Origin of the sequence: Paenibacillus sp. JMULE4, from assembly GCF_013337105.1 — a bacterium.
Lineage (GTDB): Bacteria > Bacillota > Bacilli > Paenibacillales > NBRC-103111 > Paenibacillus_G > Paenibacillus_G naphthalenovorans.
This window is the reverse complement of record NZ_SGWF01000013.1, coordinates 1-17,128: the sequence shown is the minus strand read 5'-3', so window position 1 is coordinate 17,128 and position 17,128 is coordinate 1. Positions and strand designations below refer to the sequence as shown.

Below are 17,128 nucleotides of genomic sequence, written 5' to 3'. Positions count from 1 at the left end.
TTAGGGGTTTGTCCATACAAGCCCCTTATTTTTTAAGAATACATCATCTGAAAGTTTCAACGGAGCCGGAGGATTCAATAATCGCAAGAAAAGAGCTGCAGTTAAACCACGAACGGTTCTTTAACGAAAGGGCTTTGATCAGGAGCTTTTCTTTAGATAGGAGGTCAAGATGAGCAGCAGCAGTACGGCGCATAAACGCGACAGGTTTGAGATGCTGATGCATCAGGCGGGCGTTCCGACAGATGTAGTTCAGTCTTTTTTTTCGGACGGGTATATTGATAAGGTAGAGACGAGTCGTAAAAATAAAGAATGGGTCTTCTTTATCGTGAAAAGCCAAATCGTCCCTTCTGACATCTATCGTTCCTTCTGCAAGATGATACGCGATAAATTTTCACATATTGCCGCGATACGTTTCGTGCTGCAGTACACGGCGGAGGTCAAACCGGAAGCGGTCGCGCATGAATATTGGAGCATGTTTATCGAGTGGGTGCAGCGGGAGGCGGCGTCCATCAACGGATGGATGACCAAGGCGCACATTGAAGTGAAGGATAACGTGCTGACGCTTCATCTGCTGGATTCCATCGGGCTTGAGCTGGCGAAGAAGAAAAATATCGGCGGCTTGATTCAGAACTATTTCAGCCAATTCTTCGGCGTTGATTTTCATGTGAAGTATGCCGTGAGCGGGTCACGGGAGCAAGAAATGGAGAAATTCGCGAAGCAGATCGCTCAGGAAGAAAAAGAGGTCGCAAGTGTCATCATGACGGCGGTGGAAGCGGAGAACGAAGCGGCATCGCAGTCAAATGAAGAACTCAAGCTGATGGTCGGCTATGACATCAAGGAACCGGCCGTACCGCTGCAAGAGGTACAGGACGAGGAAAAGAAAATTACGGTACAGGGAACCGTATTCGGCATGGAAGTCAAGGAGCTGAAAAACGGAAGCACTTTATATATGTTTAACATCACGGATTTTACCGATTCCATTATGGTGAAGGCATTCGCCAAAACGAAGGAAGACGTAAAAATCTACAACCTCATCACCAACGGCAAATGGCTGAAGCTGCGTGGACGGGTGGAGTACGACCGGTTTATGCAAACACCCGAGTTGGTCATGATTCCATCGGATATAAACGAAATCGTGGCTCCGCCGGATCGTATGGATGATGCCGAGGAGAAGCGCGTAGAGTTTCATTTACATACGACGATGAGTACGATGGACGGGATTACTCCTGTGGATCAGTATATTAAAACAGCGGCCAAATGGGGGCACAAGGCGATCGCCGTCACCGATCACAGCGGCGTTCAGAGTTTTCCCGAGGCTTATAAAGCTTCGAAGAAACACGGCATTAAGGTCATATACGGACTGGAGGCCAATGTGATTGACGATTCGGTCCAAGTGGTCATGAATGCGACCGACATCGCGATTGCCGACGCGGAGTACGTTATTTTCGACATCGAGACGACCGGTTTGTCCGTGACCAGCAACAAAATCATTGAAATCGCCGGCGTCAAAATGAAGGAAGGCAAGGAGATTGACCGTTTTGCTACATTCATCGATCCGCACGAACGGATTCCGTACAATATCCAGCAATTGACCAACATCACCGATGATATGGTAAAGGGCGCTCCGGAACTGGAGGATGTGCTTCCTAAATTCATCGAGTTTGTCGGGGATAGCGTTCTGGTCGCGCACAACGCCAGGTTCGATATCGGATTTATTCAGGCCAACTGCAAGCGGCTTGGCTTGCCGGAAGTGAGCAATCCGGTGCTGGACACGCTGGAGCTGGCGCGTTTATTGTTCCCGACGATGAAGAACCACCGTCTCAATACACTGGCGGATAAGTTCAAGGTGAGTCTGGACAACCATCACCGGGCGATCGACGATTCGATTGCGCTTGGCTTCGTGCTCTTCCATCTGTTAAAGGAAGCGGCGGACAGGGGATACACGCAGCTGGATAGGCTTAACGATCAGGTGGGCAAGAATCTGGCTACCCAACGGCCGTTCCACTGTTGTATTTATGCCAAGAACATGATAGGCAAAAAGAACCTGTTCACCCTGGTATCCTTATCGCATACGGAATATTTCCACCGGGTGGCGTGCATTCCCAAGAGTAAGCTGCAGGAAATGCGCGAGGGCCTGATCATCGCTTCCGGATGCGAAAAGGGCGAGTTTTTTGAAACGGTGCTCAATAAATCGTTGGAAGAAGCGGAGAACGTTGCAGCGTTCTACGATGTGCTGGAAATTCAACCGACCGGCATCAATATGCATTTGGTGGAAAAAGGCCTGGTTGGAAGCCCTGCACAGTTGGAGGATGCGAACCGTAAAATCATTGAGATCGGGCGCAAGCTCGGCAAACCGGTCATTGCAACCGGCAATGTGCACTACCTGCATCCGCGTGAAAAAATATCGCGCGACATTACGATTCACGGGATTACGGGCTTTAGTCCTTTGAAAGACATCCGCAAGCCGGACGTTCATTTCAGGACTACGAAGGAAATGCTGGCCGAATTCGAATATTTGGGTAAAGAGACGGCTTATGAGGTCGTTGTCAAAAACACCTCCGAGCTTGCCGACCAGTTCGAGGAGCTGGAGCTGTTCCCGACGAAGCTGTTCACACCGATCATCGAGGGTGCGGACGAAGAAATCCGCAACACTTGCTACGAAACCGCGCGGCAGATTTATGGGGATCCGCTTCCGGAAGTGGTGACGGCGCGGCTGGAGAAGGAATTGGTGCCGATCATCAAGTACGGCTTCTCGGCCAACTATTTGATATCCGAGCGGCTTGTGAAAAAATCCAACCAAGACGGCTATCTCGTCGGCTCCCGGGGGTCCGTCGGCTCCTCCGTCGTGGCTACGTTTCTGGGGATTTCCGAGGTCAACCCCCTGCCGCCTCATTATGTATGCAAATCGTGTAAACACAGCGAGTGGATTCTCGACGGTTCGATTCCGAGCGGCTTCGATCTTCCGGATAAAAATTGCCCGAATTGCGGCGAGAAGTTGAAAGGTGACGGTCAGGACATTCCGTTTGAAACGTTCCTTGGCTTTAAAGGGGATAAGGTCCCCGATATCGATCTGAACTTCTCCGGCGAATACCAGCCGCATGCTCACAACTACACGAAGGTGCTGTTTGGCGAGAAAAACGTATTCCGGGCCGGAACGATCGGTACGGTTGCCGAAAAGACGGCTTACGGATTCGTGAAAAAATATGAAGAGGAGCACGGCAAAAAGTGGCGCGGAGCGGAGCTGAACCGTTTGGCTATGGGTTGTACGGGGGTTAAGCGAAGCACAGGACAGCATCCCGGGGGGATCGTGGTCGTTCCGGATTATATCGATGTTAATGATATTACGCCGGTCCAGTACCCGGCCGACGACACAAGCGCGGAATGGAAGACGACGCATTTTGATTATCACGCGTTCGATGCCAATCTGCTCAAGCTTGATATACTGGGACACGATGATCCGACGATGATGCGGATGCTGCAGGATTTGACGGGGGTCGATCCGACAACGATCCCTATGAACGATCCGAAAGTCATGAGCATGTTCAACTCCGTAGAAGCGCTTGGCGTCACGCCGGAACAGATTCGGACACCCGTAGCGACGTACGGCGTTCCGGAGATGGGGACGAAGTTCGTGCGTCAGATGCTGGAAGAGGCGAAGCCCAGCAGCTTCGCGGATCTGCTGCAAATATCCGGGCTGTCTCATGGCACCGGAGTGTGGCTCGGCAACGCGCAAGAGCTGATAAGAAAAGGCATATGTACGATCAAAACGGTGATTGGCTGCCGCGACGATATCATGCTGTATTTGATTTATAAAGCGGGAATGGACGCGGGACTCGCCTTTAAAATTACCGAGAGCGTGCGTAAGGGTAAAGGGCTTACCGAAGAGTGGAAAGAAGAGATGAAGAAGCATAATGTCCCGCAGTGGTACATCGACTCCTGCGAGAAGATCGAGTACATGTTCCCGAAGGCGCACGCCTCTGCCTATGTCATTTCCGCCGTACGTACCGCTTACTTTAAGCTGTACCATCCGATTGCTTACTATGCGACCTACTTCTCCGTTCGGGCGACGGACTTTGAGATTGAGCTCCTGTGCCAGGGCTACGACGCGATTCTCCGCAGGCTGATCGAGATCGAGGAAAAGGGCTTTCAAGCCTCCCCGAAAGAAAAAAATATGATATCCATCCTTGAGATGGCGCTGGAGATGACTGCGCGCGGGTTTACATTCAAAAGCATCGATTTGTACAAATCGGACGCTACCAAGTTTCTGATTGACGGAGACTCCCTTATACCGCCGTTTTCGGCTGTTGGCGGAATCGGCGAGAATGCGGCCAAAAATATCGCAGCGGCCCGAAACGATGGTCCGTTCTTGTCTATCGAGGATTTCCAAACGCGCAGTAAAGCGTCGAAAACGATTGTAGAAATTTTGGCCGGCATGGGCTGCTTCCGAGGTTTGCCGGAGACAAACCAGCTTTCGCTGTTTTAAACGGAAGAGGTTGTCGTTTTCATCATTATTGCAAATTGAACGGCACTTATGGTATAATCTTCTACGGTAGTAATGTTATATCTCGTAACCAGAGAGTGGGGAAACCCACTCTTTACATTTTGTATAAGGCATTCAAGCGAGTGAATAGGAGGAAGCAGGTTGAGCACACACATCAAATCCACAGTGGAAGAGCTGGTCCGGCCTTTTTTGGACGAGAACGGATTTGAACTGATCGACATTGAATATGTCAAGGAAGGCGGCAACTGGTTTCTAAGGGTGTACGTCGACAAGGAAGGCGGCATCGACATTGACGACTGCGGGCGCATCAGCGAGTATTTGAGCGCAAGGCTGGACGAAAAGGACCCGATACCAAACGCCTATTTCCTTGAGGTGTCGTCCCCGGGAGCAGAGCGCCCCTTAAAGAAAACCCAGGATTATCACAAGGCGGTAGGGGAGCATGTTTTCGTTACGACTTATGAACCGGTTGACGGTTTAAAAGAGTTCGAGGGCAAGCTCCTGTCGTTCGACGAGCAGACGGTAGTGATTGAAGTCGGCAAGAAACAGCATGTTATACCTTTTGCGAAAGTGGCAAGCGCACGGCTTGCCATTGTGTTCTGATAAAGCATTGAATTGTCGTTAGTCACATTTCTCAATTATACGAGAGGGGGAACTCCGTTCAAATGAACATGGATTTTATTGAAGCGTTAAATGAAATTGAAAGAGAAAAGGGCATTTCCAAAGAAGTGCTCATCGATGCCATCGAGGCGGCTCTAATTTCCAGTTATAAGCGCAACTTCAATACAGCGCAGAACGTGCGCGTCGATATCAACCGCCATACGGGTCTGATTAAAGTTTATGCGCGCAAGACGGTTGTGGATGAAGTGCTCGACCCTCGCCTGGAGATTTCACTTCACGCCGCACGGGAGATAAATCAAAACTATCAATTAAACGATATCGTCGAAATCGAAGTGACGCCGCGGGATTTCGGGCGTATTGCGGCGCAGACCGCAAAGCAGGTCGTCACGCAGCGGATCCGTGAAGCGGAACGCGGTTTGATATATAACGCTTATGTGGACAAGGAAGAAGACATCGTCAACGGGATTGTACAGCGTCAGGACCAACGCAACCTGTACATTGATCTCGGCAAGATTGAGGCGGTGATGCCGCTTGGCGAGTTGATGCCTACGGACAAATTCAAACAGGGCGACCGTGTGAAAGCTTATATCACAAAAGTGGAAAATACGACCAAAGGTCCGCAAATTGTGCTGTCACGTACCCATCCGGGTCTGCTTAAACGTTTGTTCGAGCTGGAAGTTCCGGAAATTTTCCAAGGCGTGGTGGAAATCCGCTCGGTAGCGCGAGAAGCCGGGTACCGTTCCAAAATCGCCGTGCATTCCCGCAACGAGGAGGTTGATCCGGTCGGCTCCTGCGTAGGTCCCAAGGGCATGCGCGTACAAACGATCGTCAACGAACTGAAAGGCGAGAAGATCGACATTGTCCGCTGGATGGAAAACATTGAAGAATATGTGGCCAATGCCTTGAGCCCTTCCAAGGTTCTGGAGGTACAGGTGTTCGAAGCGGAAAAAATGGCACGAGTCATCGTTCCCGACTACCAGTTGTCTCTTGCTATCGGAATTAAAGGGCAGAACGCCCGGCTTGCCGCAAAGCTGACCGGTTGGAAGATCGATATCAAGAGCGAAACGCAAGCGGAGCAGGAGTATGGGCGTCCTAAAGCCAACTCCGAAGAAATGCATCAGGATTCGGTCAGCATCGACTAAATCAGGCGGGTCGGTGGATTAGCATACGGGAGGGAATGAAACGATGAAGCAGCGAAAAATACCTCTACGCAAATGCGTGGCCTGCCAGCAAATGATGCCAAAGAAAGAACTCATCCGAGTGGTAAAGACTCCCGACGGCGAGCTCCATATCGATCTGAAGGGAAAGAGAGCGGGGCGAGGAGCTTATTTGTGCGGAAAGCAGTCCTGCTTCAGGCTGGCCAAAAAGTCGCGTGCCTTGGACCGCGCACTGAAGACTGCGGTCCTTCCGGACATTTACGATGCGCTTGAACAGGATTTCATTAAGGTGGAAGACGAGTTTATTGCCGGAAAAGATGCGGTGGACGACGAAGATGAAGAATGATAAATTTTTTTCGAATTTGGGGCTGGCTATGAGGGCAGGAAAACTGGTCACCGGAGAAGATATGGTCATTGAAGCAATACGAGGCGGCCAGGCGAAGCTGGTGATCATAGCCGAAGACGCTTCCGAGGGTACATTCAAAAAAGTTAACGATAAATGCAGTTATTATGGGGTTCCTATTTATCAGTACGGCCGTCGGGATCAGCTGGGGGCAAGCATCGGTAAGGAAACGCGGGTCGTTATTGCGGTAACGGACGCGGGGTTTGCGCGCATGTTGAAGCAGTAGGAGAACGCACGGAGGTGGACTGTATTGACAAAACAAGACAACAATAAAGATAAAATTAGAGTGTATGAGTATGCGAAATCCTTGAACATGAGCAGTAAAGAGATTATTACGATTTTAAAACGACTGGGCAAGCCGGTGAACAATCATATGAGCGTAATGGAGAATGATGCGGTGGAAAGTGTGGAGAAATTTTTCAAAGATGTAAAGGCAAATGCAGCGGCAAAGAGAAATGATGGAGCGGCGGCCGCCAAATCGGCCGATAAACCGGCAGGACGACAGGAACCTAAGCAGCAGACGGTTGCAGTTCAATCCAAGCCGGAGCAAAGAAAGTCGGCGGCGCAAGTGCAATCGGCGGCAACCCGACCAAGCAACGCGCCTTCATCGGGCAGACCGCAAGGCCAAGGCGGCGGACAGTCAGGCAGACCGCAGGGCGGTCAAGGTCAAGGTCAAGGGGGGCCATCCTCCTCCAACAGACCGCAGGGCGACAGCAGACAAGGTCAGGGCCAGCATCGTCAAAGCGGTCAAGGAAACCAAGGCGGCGGACGCCCTCAAGGCGAACGCCGTGGCCCGGCGGGCTCCGGTCAAGGACAAGGTCAGGGAGGCGGCTTTAACCGCGGCGGCGGCCAAGGCGGCCGGGGTCCCGGGCAGCGTCCGCAAGGTCAGCAAGGCGGAGGTCAGCAGGGGCAAAGACCGGATGCCCGCAGAAACGGATTGGACCAGCGCGGAGGCAGTAATCGGACTCCCGGGTCTGGAGAGTCCCGATCGCTGGGGAGCGTGCTTCAGGTGGATGTCGACGATAATGTAGCAGCTAAAGGCGCAGCCAACAAGAAAACAAAACTGGGACAAAAACGTTTTGACGATTTTAAATCGGGCGGCAAAGGGCTTCAAAACCGCGGCAATCAAAAGAATCAAGGCAAGGGCGGTAGAAATCACTCCGAGCCTCCGAGGCCGAAGATCGACAATACGCCCAAGAAAATTATCGTTCGCGGTACCATGACGGTAGGCGAGTTGGCCAAGGCGCTTCACAAGGACGCTTCCGAGGTGATTAAGAAGCTATTGTTCCTGGGCGTGATGGCTACAATCAACCAGGAGCTTGATTTGGATGCGATTCAATTGCTGGCTTCCGATTACGGAGTCGAAGTGGAACTGAAGATTCCGGTTGAGGAAGACAAGTTCGAGCAGTTTGAAGAAATTGACGACGAAGCTGATCTGCTCGAGCGTCCGCCGGTCGTTACCATTATGGGTCACGTTGACCATGGTAAAACGACACTGCTGGATGCGATCCGCAAGACCAACGTCACGGAAGGCGAAGCCGGAGGCATCACTCAGCATATCGGTGCGTATCAAGTGGAAGCTCACGGCAAAAAAATCACGTTCCTGGACACTCCGGGCCACGAAGCATTTACGTCGATGCGTGCCCGCGGAGCTCAGGTGACGGATATTACGATTATCGTTGTAGCTGCGGATGACGGCGTCATGCCGCAAACCGTCGAGGCGATCAACCATGCCAAAGCGGCAAAAGTACCGATCATTGTCGCTGTCAACAAAATTGATAAGCCGGATGCTAATCCGGACCGCATCAAGCAGGAGCTGACGGAATACGAACTGGTACCTGAGGAGTGGGGCGGGGATACGATCTTCTGCAACATTTCCGCTAAACAGCGCATCGGTCTTGAGAACCTGCTCGATATGATTTTGCTTGTCGCCGAGGTTCAGGAATTAAAAGCCAATCCGAATAAACGGGCAAGAGGCACGGTCATCGAGGCAGAGCTGGATAAGGGTAAAGGACCGGTTGCCCGCATTCTGATTCAGCACGGTACGCTGAAGGTGGGCGACAGCTTCGTAGCCGGCGTTTGCTTTGGCCGCGTACGGGCGATGGTCAACGACAGGGGCCGTAAGCTTAAAGAAGCGGGACCTTCCACACCGGTTGAGATTACCGGCTTGACCGAAGTTCCGCAGGCCGGCGATCCATTCCTTGTCTTTGAAGACGAACGTAAGGCAAGAGCCATTGCCGAGAAGCGTGCGGTGACGCTTCGTCAATCCGAAATGGGGGCGAATGCCCGTGTAACGCTCGATGATTTGTATAAACAAATCAAAGAAGGCGAAATCAAGGATCTCAACGTCATCATTAAGGCGGACGTACAAGGTTCTGCCGAGGCGCTCAAAGGCTCGCTCGAAAAAATCGATGTTGAAGGCGCACGGGTTAAAATCATACACAGCGGCGTAGGCGCGGTTACGGAATCCGACGTTATTTTGGCATCGGCCTCCAATGCGATCATCATCGGATTTAACGTTCGTCCCGAGCCGCAGGCGAAGAATACGGCTGAGCAGGAAAAAGTCGATATTCGTATGCACAGCATTATTTACAAAGTGATGGAAGAAATTGAGCACGCTATGAAAGGGCTTCTTGATCCTGAATATAAAGAAGTGGTTATCGGCCATGCGGAAGTGCGCAATACCTTTAAAGTGTCCAAAGTCGGCGTGATCGCCGGTTGTATGGTGATCGACGGCAAAATTACACGCAATGCGGAAGTGCGCCTGGTTCGCGACGGCATTGTCGTCTACCAAGGAAAAATCGATTCACTCAAACGTTTCAAGGATGACGCCAAAGAGGTTGCTCAAGGATACGAATGTGGTATATCTCTAGACAAATTCAATGATATTAAAGAAGGAGATACGATTGAAGCCTTCGTAATGGAAACTGTAGAGAGGTGATCCGCATATGGCTAAAATTCGCGTGGGCAGAGTCGGAGAACAAATCAAAAAAGAGCTGAGCCAAATCATCCAGTCGGAGTTAAAAGACCCTCGGATCGGTTTTATTACGGTGACGGGCGTGGATGTAACGAATGATTTTTCTCAGGCGAAGGTCTTTTTGAGCGTTCTCGGCACCGATGAGCAGAAGGAAGAAACGTTGAAGGGACTGACCCGCAGCACCGGTTTTATCCGTTCGGAGCTCGGCAAGCGAATTCGGATGCGCAAGATACCGGAACTCCTGTTCAAATTCGATGAGTCGATTGATTACGGTTCTAAGATTCAAGGGCTTCTTCAGCAAATTAAACAGGAGAACCCGAATATATGACCGTCGGTTACGAAGCTCAGCTCCGATCAGCGGCTGAGTTTATCCGCAATAACGATGATTTCCTGGTGGTATCCCATGTCCAGCCTGACGGGGATGCCTCCGGTTCCACGTTCGCTATGGCATGGCTGCTGAAGTCCCTTAATAAAAAGGCCACGTTGATCAATGAGGGCCGGATTCCGGAGAAGTTCATGTACATGGCCGGCTCGTTTTCTGTCATACCTTACGAATTGGAACGTCCCGAACGGACGTTCAGGACGATTATTTCGGTTGATTGTGCTGATTTTGAGCGTATCGGCCAAGTACGGAGCTGCTTTGCCCCGCAATGGCAGCTCTTAAATATCGATCATCATGCGACAAACGATAACTTCGGGCAAGTCAATCTGGTCCGGGCCGATGCTGCAGCTACAGTCGAGGTGCTGTACGATCTGGCACTGGAGCTTGGCGTCGAGCTGACCCGTGAGCTGAGTATTTGCATTTATTCCGGTCTTCTTACCGATACGGGCGGCTTCCGTTACGCCAATACCACTCCCAAAGTGCTGCAAATTGCCGCCGACATGCTGGCGCGCGGCGTGCAAGGACACAAGCTCGCCGAAAGGCTGCTCGAAACGATGACTTACGGTCAGGTTTCGCTGCTCAAGCGGAGCTTGAGTACATTGTCTTTCGCCCATAATAATCGGGCGGCCTGGCTGTATGTGACACTGGACGATTTGTCGTCCACCGAAGCGACCTCTGAGGATATGGACGGGCTGGTGAACTATGCCCGTAATGTGGAGGGCGTGGAGGTCGGTATGCTGTTCAAGGAGAAGCAGCCCGGATCTGTAAAAGTAAGTCTGAGGTCAGCGGGCCAAGCGGATGTGGCTGCCATTGCCAAGCGGTTCGGGGGCGGCGGGCACGTTCGTGCCGCGGGCTGTACGATCAGCGGCAGTCTCGAGGAAGCGATTGAGCAAGTAGTCAAGGAAGTAGGGAAGGAGCTCTCATGACGCTCGAAGGCATTTTACCGATTTGGAAGCCGAAAGGCTTTACTTCTCATGATGTGGTGGCAAAGGTTCGCCGGATCATACGAATTAAACGAATCGGCCATACGGGCACACTGGATCCTCAAGTGACCGGCGTGCTGCCGCTTTGTATCGGGCGTGCGACCCGGTTGGTCGAGTACGTGCAGGAAATGCCCAAGGCATACGAAGCCGTACTCCGTCTGGGTCTTTGTACGGATACGCAAGATATGAGCGGACAAGTGCTTCAAAGATTGGAGAATCCTGGAGGAAGGGTGACTCCTCAGCAGGTGACCGAGACGATAGCACAGTTCGTTGGAACGATGGAACAAGTGCCGCCTATGTATTCCGCTGTGAAAGTGGAGGGCAAGCGCTTATACGAGTTGGCGCGGCAAGGCGTTGAAATCGAGCGCAAGGCACGCACCGTTACGATCTATAGTATAGAAGTGCTGAAAACGGATTGGTCGGGAGAATTTCCTGAAGTCCGGTTCCGCGTGAAATGTTCCAAGGGTACGTACATCCGGACGCTGTGCGCCGACATTGGTGCAGCGCTCGGAATCCCTGCGGTGATGGGAGAGTTGGTGCGAACGTCTTCGGGCAACATCGGTCCGGAGCAGTGCTTGACCTTGGAGCAGGTGGAAGAGCTTCACGAACGGGGGGCGCTGTCGGATAAGCTGATACCGATGGAACATGTGCTGAGCTGTTTGCCATCGGTCCGTTTGGATGATGAATCAGCCCGAAGAGCGCTGTCAGGACAAAAAATTCGTTTGGAGCCGGCTCATTGGCCGCAGACGGACAATTCACAAGCGGATTCCGGCAAACCTATTGCCGGATTCTCTGGCGAAGGCCGGTTGATCGGTATTTTTGAATGGGATCCGCGGCGCGGTCTTTTATTACCAAACAAAATCTTTTCTTGAAGATGGGCGGCAAAGCGTGCCCTATAAGAAATGTAGGTGAAATAAAATACGATGCATACGGTACAGCTAACGTTTCCGCTCCCTGAGGCGTGTGTTGCAGACTCCCGGGTGCTGGCTATCGGCGAATTTGACGGCGTACATCTCGGTCATCGGGAAGTGATCCGTCGTGCGGTCGAGCGTGGGGCCGAATTGCGCCTTCCGGCTGCCATTATGACGTTTCATCCGCATCCCCGTCAAGTGCTGGGGATAGATAAATACACTCAACTGCTGACACCGCTTGCTGCCAAAAAGGAGCAGCTTGAAGCACTTGGAGTTCATACGACGTACATCGTCGATTTTAACGAAACTTTGATGCGGGTATCCCCTGAGCAGTTTGTTGAACAAATGCTTATTCCTTTGAGGGTGAATACCGTATTTGTCGGGTTTGACTTTACCTTCGGCTTTAAGGGCGCGGGCACATCGGACACGCTTTGCAATCTCGCTGGAGGGCGCTTTGCCGTAGAGGTGGTACGTCCGTTTGAGCTTCGCGGAGAAAAGGTGAGCAGTACGCAAATCCGCAACCTGCTTCTAAGCGGCGACGTTCAAGAAGCCGGTCTTCTTTTGGGCCGCCCGTACAAGCTTCAAGGGAGAGTAGTTCACGGAGACGGCCGCGGCCGCACGATCGGGTTTCCCACGGCTAACATTGAGGTGTCGGAAGACTATGTGATTCCGGCCAATGGCGTGTATGCCGTTGTTGCAACCGTTCGGGGACGTAAAGTAGGCGGCGTTATGAATGTCGGAGTCAAGCCGACATTCGATACCGGCCTGCTGCAGCCGGTATTGGAAGCGCATTTGTTTGACTTCTCCGATATGGTTTATGGTGAGACCATAGAGGTGGAACTGCTCGGATTTATTCGACATGAAAGGAAATTTGGCTCCGTTCAGGAGCTGATTTCCCAAATCCGCCAGGATGCGGACCAAGCGCGTTTCATCGTAGCAGAACGCAGATCCATGCAAAACTTATAATATGATTTTACTTTTACAGATGGAATATGATATACTTTGTAACGTTGCCCGAGTGCATATCTCTGGGGATGACAAGCGGGACAATAGAGAAACCTTGGCGTGGAGAATCGAACACTCCAACGATCTCTGGGCCAAAGGAGATTAGATTATTTATGGAGGTGAATTGGAATGGCATTGACTCAAGAACGCAAGCAGGAATTAATCCAAACTCATAAGACGCATGAGAACGATACAGGATCTCCTGAAGTGCAAATCGCAATTCTTACGGAAAACATCGTCAATTTGACCAACCATCTGAAGACGCACAAGAAGGACCATCACTCTCGTCGCGGCTTGCTCAAGATGGTAGGCCAGCGCCGTAAGCTGCTGACGTACCTCAAAAACAAAGACGTTCAGCGTTACAGCGCCTTGATCGAAAAGCTCGGCTTGCGCCGTTAATTTACGGTCATAACAAAAGCAACCACGCTTGTCCTTTGTGCACGCCAGGCCTATGGCGATGGATGCATAGGCTTGCGGGGTTGCTTTTTTTCGGCTACTATTTTCGCAAAAGAAGGAAATACTAATCATTATGCAGAATGCATTATAGATAAACTCGATCCGGCCGCCGCGGTAATTTTCTCCGAAGACGGTCGCTAACACTACATAAGCGATTTCTCGTGTATATGTTTTTTCATGGAGCGAACGCAAATTTTTAGGAGGTTGTTTATGGAGAAGAAGGTGCAAATGGATCTCGGGGGGCGTCCGCTGATTCTTGAAACCGGACGTTTGGCCAAGCAGGCCAACGGAGCTGTTTTAGCCCGCTACGGTGAGACGGTCGTGCTTTGCACGGTTACGGCATCGGCTGAACCGAAAGATTTGGATTTTTTCCCGCTGACGGTAAACTATGAGGAACGGCTTTATTCTGTAGGGAAAATTCCGGGGGGATTCATCAAGCGGGAAGGACGTCCGAGCGAGAAAGCCATACTCGCCAGCCGTTTAACGGATCGTCCGATTCGGCCGTTGTTCCCGGAAGGCTTCCGTAACGATGTGCAGGTCGTAGCGATGGTCATGAGCGTGGATCAGGAATGCGCGCCGGAGATTACGGCGATGATCGGCGTATCCGCGGCGCTCAGCATTTCGGACGTGCCGTTTCACGGTCCGATCGGCGGTGTGATTGTCGGAAGGGTAGATGGACAGTTCGTCATCAATCCGACAGTGGAACAGGCCGAGAAAAGCGACATTCATCTGGTAGTGGCCGGGACCAAGGATGCCATTATGATGGTGGAAGCCGGTGCGGAAGAAGTTCCCGAGGAAGTGATGCTCGAAGCGATCATGTTCGGGCATGACGAAATCCGTAAAATCGTTGCCATACAAGAGCAATTTGCTGCAGAAGTCGGCAAACCGAAGATGGAAGTCAAGCTACATAGCGTGGACGCGGAAGTGAGCCAGGCGGTTCGCGAGTTTGCAACTGCCCGTCTGATCGAAGCGGTGAAGGTTCCAGAAAAGCACGCCAGACAAGATGCGATCGATGCGGTAAACAACGATGCAATAGAGCACTTTGCTGCGGTCTATGCAGAAACTCCGGAAAAGATGGCGGATGTGAAAGAAACGCTTTACGATATCGTAAAAGAAGAAGTGCGCCGTTTGATTACGCACGACAAGGTGCGTCCGGACGGACGCGGATTGGAAGAAATCCGCCCGATCGAGTGCGACATCAATCTGCTGCCTCGTACGCATGGATCAGGACTCTTCACCCGCGGCCAAACACAGGCGCTCAGCGTTTGTACGCTTGGGGCACTGGGCGATGTGCAAATTCTTGACGGGCTGGATTTGGAAGAATCGAAACGGTTTATGCATCATTACAACTTCCCTCCGTTCAGTGTGGGCGAGGCGAGGCCGTTGCGTCCTCCGGGTCGTCGTGAGATCGGTCACGGAGCGCTTGGCGAACGTGCGCTTGAGCCGATTATTCCTTCGGAATCCGAATTTCCTTATACCATTCGGCTTGTTTCGGAGGTATTGGAATCCAACGGTTCGACGTCGCAAGCAAGTATTTGCGCCAGTACACTGGCTTTGATGGACGCAGGCGTTCCGATCAAGGCGCCGGTGGCAGGTATTGCCATGGGACTGATTAAAGATGGAGATCACTTCTCCATTTTGACAGATATTCAAGGGATGGAAGACCACCTCGGCGATATGGACTTTAAAGTGGCCGGTACGGCCAAAGGCGTTACGGCACTGCAAATGGACATCAAAATTGACGGCATTGACCGGGCTATCTTGTCGCAGTCGCTGGAGCAGGCCAAGAAAGGCCGAATGTTCATCCTGAACAAAATGCTCGAGCGCATCGATCAGCCGAAATCCCAGTTGTCGCAATATGCGCCGAAAATTGTCACGATGCAGATCAATCCGGACAAAATCCGCGATGTCATTGGAGCAGGCGGTAAGATCATCAACAAAATCATTGAGGAAACCGGCGTGAAAATCGATATCGAGCAGGATGGCCGTGTGTACATTGCCTCGTCGAACGAGGAGATGAACGAGAAGGCTCGTCAAATCATCGAAGGCATCGTCCGCGAAGTCGTTGTAGGAGAAACCTATCTTGGCACGGTCAAGCGCATCGAGAAATTCGGCTGCTTTGTTGAAATTTTACCGGGCAAAGAAGGATTGGTGCACATCTCGCAGCTGTCTACCGAACGCGTTGGCAAGGTAGAGGATGTAGTGAAGATCGGTGACGCGATTACGGTTAAAGTCACTGAAATTGATGCCCAGGGCCGCGTGAATTTATCGCGCAAAGCGGTATTGACGGCACAAGTTCCGGCACAAAACTAAATCTCATAGTCTTAATAAAGCGGGAATGAAGAAAGAGTCAGAGCAGTCTGTCTCTTTTTTGTTTGGCCTGTTGGTTCTCCGGTTCTAACCTTGTCCCAAAAGGCATATGAATGGGACAAATGAGGAACGACAGGAGAATGCGAATGAAACGCTACCAGTTGTTGTTCACAGCAGCTTGCTTCGGTGCGGTGCTTGTCTTGGTGCAGCAATCGCCTCAAGTGGAACGATTTGTGCAGCATGCGATACAAAGCAGTGCCTCAACGAATCTGATCGGATCTCCTCTGGGCCAATTAGCCAGGCAGGTATGGCGAGAAGACCCGGATACCCGTAAAGCGAAGCTGCTCGAGCATATTCAAGCGGAGGCGAAGCGGCTGAACGTTGCACCGATTAACGCGAAGGTCGACCGGGTTTGGAAGGCGATACCCGGATATAACGGACTTGAAATCGATGTGGAGAAAACGTTGGAGCTTGCCGAGCGGGAGTCGTTTCCAGACCCGCCCAAGCTTCTTTTCAGGGAGGTTCCTCCTCAAGTCGGCTTGGAGCAGCTCGGGCCTCATCCGGTCTACAAGGGGAATCCGAATAAGCCGATGGCTGCTTTTATGATCAACGTCGCTTGGGGGGAAGAATATTTACCGGTCATCCTGGAGACGTTGAAGAAAGAAAATGTGCGCGCAACGTTCTTTTTTGACGGATCGTGGCTTCGTAAAAATATTCCCATGGCCCGGACCATCATGGAGCAGGGGCATGAGATGTCCAATCACGCGTATTCCCATAAGGATATGAGTAAATTAAGCCGGGCGCAGGCATTCGCCGAGATCAGTAAAACCGAAGAACTGTTAAAGCGGGAACTCGGTGTAGACAATAAGCTTTTTGCACCGCCTTCCGGGGATTTCAATCAGACTACGGTGGAGATCGCGCACAGCATGAAGTTGAGAACCATCCTTTGGACGCTCGATACCGTAGACTGGAAAAACCCTGAACCTTCCAGCATCGTCCGTAAAATTGAGACAAGAATAGAACCCGGCTCGCTTATTCTCATGCATCCGACCTCCTCCAGCAGTAAAGCGCTCCCGGGAATGATTCGCGCGATCAAATCCAAGGGGCTCCAGCTTGGCACCGTCAGTGAAGTCATTTCTCCGCAGCGGGTGCCCAAGGTGTCAAGCGTCTGTGAAAATGTCACCTTAACTCGCCTATAAAAATGTCACTTTTTTAGTTTGCCCAGCCACCGTCAGGTGGCTTGGATTACCGTTAATTTTGTGCTATTCTGAACTTGGTTTTTGTTCCGATACATCCTCCAAGGATGATCGGCGGCGGGTTTGCGGTGCTGCGCAGAACTCGCCTTTTTTGCTTGCTTCACCCGTTCTGGCTTTTCCGTCTCTTTCAGCGGAATTGCTTGACCTTTGTGCCAAACGAGCACTTCTC

13 protein-coding genes and 1 pseudogene are annotated in these 17,128 nt (G+C 51.6%); 13 read left to right on the top strand and 1 reads right to left on the bottom strand.

Annotation, left to right across the window (positions count from 1 at the left end; genetic code table 11):
- The first annotated feature begins 169 nt into the window (after positions 1-169).
- From EXW96_RS11540 to EXW96_RS11480, 13 genes are all read left to right on the top strand, one after another.
- Entirely contained in the window at positions 170-4,483 is a 4,314-nt protein-coding gene (locus EXW96_RS11540; protein WP_174350605.1) for a PolC-type DNA polymerase III, read from the top strand.
- 159 nt (positions 4,484-4,642) lie between these two features.
- Positions 4,643-5,101 (top strand): ribosome maturation factor RimP, encoded by a 459-nt coding sequence (rimP, locus tag EXW96_RS11535; RefSeq protein WP_054818901.1) that lies wholly within the window; start codon positions 4,643-4,645, stop codon positions 5,099-5,101.
- Between the two features lie 62 nt (positions 5,102-5,163).
- Positions 5,164-6,261: a transcription termination factor NusA gene (nusA, locus tag EXW96_RS11530; protein WP_062408000.1), complete on the top strand. Its 1,098-nt coding sequence runs from the start codon at positions 5,164-5,166 to the stop codon at positions 6,259-6,261.
- Positions 6,262-6,304: 43 nt separating this feature from the next.
- Positions 6,305-6,622 carry an RNase P modulator RnpM gene (rnpM, locus tag EXW96_RS11525; RefSeq protein WP_054818902.1) on the top strand — a complete coding sequence of 106 codons (318 nt, stop codon included), beginning with the start codon at positions 6,305-6,307 and terminating at the stop codon, positions 6,620-6,622.
- On the top strand, positions 6,612-6,905 hold the full coding sequence (locus EXW96_RS11520) for a YlxQ family RNA-binding protein (RefSeq protein WP_074728453.1): 294 nt from the start codon (positions 6,612-6,614) through the stop codon (positions 6,903-6,905). Before rnpM ends, EXW96_RS11520 begins: the two co-directional genes overlap by 11 nt.
- Before the next feature lie 24 nt (positions 6,906-6,929).
- Complete coding sequence (gene infB / locus EXW96_RS11515; protein WP_174350604.1) at positions 6,930-9,620, top strand: translation initiation factor IF-2; 2,691 nt, start codon at positions 6,930-6,932, stop codon at positions 9,618-9,620.
- A gap of 7 nt (positions 9,621-9,627) precedes the next feature.
- A complete protein-coding gene (gene rbfA / locus EXW96_RS11510) occupies positions 9,628-9,984 on the top strand; it encodes a 30S ribosome-binding factor RbfA (RefSeq protein WP_062408003.1) in 357 nt (118 codons plus the stop codon).
- Positions 9,981-10,964 (top strand): DHH family phosphoesterase, encoded by a 984-nt coding sequence (locus EXW96_RS11505; protein ID WP_174350603.1) that lies wholly within the window; start codon positions 9,981-9,983, stop codon positions 10,962-10,964. Before rbfA ends, EXW96_RS11505 begins: the two co-directional genes overlap by 4 nt.
- A complete protein-coding gene (gene truB / locus EXW96_RS11500; protein WP_054818105.1) occupies positions 10,961-11,893 on the top strand; it encodes a tRNA pseudouridine(55) synthase TruB in 933 nt (310 codons plus the stop codon). Before EXW96_RS11505 ends, truB begins: the two co-directional genes overlap by 4 nt.
- A gap of 51 nt (positions 11,894-11,944) precedes the next feature.
- Positions 11,945-12,898, top strand: coding sequence for a bifunctional riboflavin kinase/FAD synthetase (locus tag EXW96_RS11495; protein ID WP_174350602.1), 954 nt, complete (start codon positions 11,945-11,947; stop codon positions 12,896-12,898).
- Between the two features lie 168 nt (positions 12,899-13,066).
- Positions 13,067-13,336 (top strand): 30S ribosomal protein S15, encoded by a 270-nt coding sequence (gene rpsO / locus EXW96_RS11490; protein WP_062408008.1) that lies wholly within the window; start codon positions 13,067-13,069, stop codon positions 13,334-13,336.
- A gap of 267 nt (positions 13,337-13,603) precedes the next feature.
- Complete coding sequence (pnp, locus tag EXW96_RS11485) at positions 13,604-15,706, top strand: polyribonucleotide nucleotidyltransferase (protein WP_074728457.1); 2,103 nt, start codon at positions 13,604-13,606, stop codon at positions 15,704-15,706.
- Between the two features lie 143 nt (positions 15,707-15,849).
- A complete protein-coding gene (locus tag EXW96_RS11480; RefSeq protein ID WP_174350601.1) occupies positions 15,850-16,902 on the top strand; it encodes a polysaccharide deacetylase family protein in 1,053 nt (350 codons plus the stop codon).
- Positions 16,903-16,934: 32 nt separating this feature from the next.
- On the opposite strand, the pseudogene EXW96_RS26955 reads toward EXW96_RS11480, so the two are convergent.
- Positions 16,935-17,128, bottom strand: a pseudogene (locus tag EXW96_RS26955) (ISNCY family transposase); the annotation flags it as partial.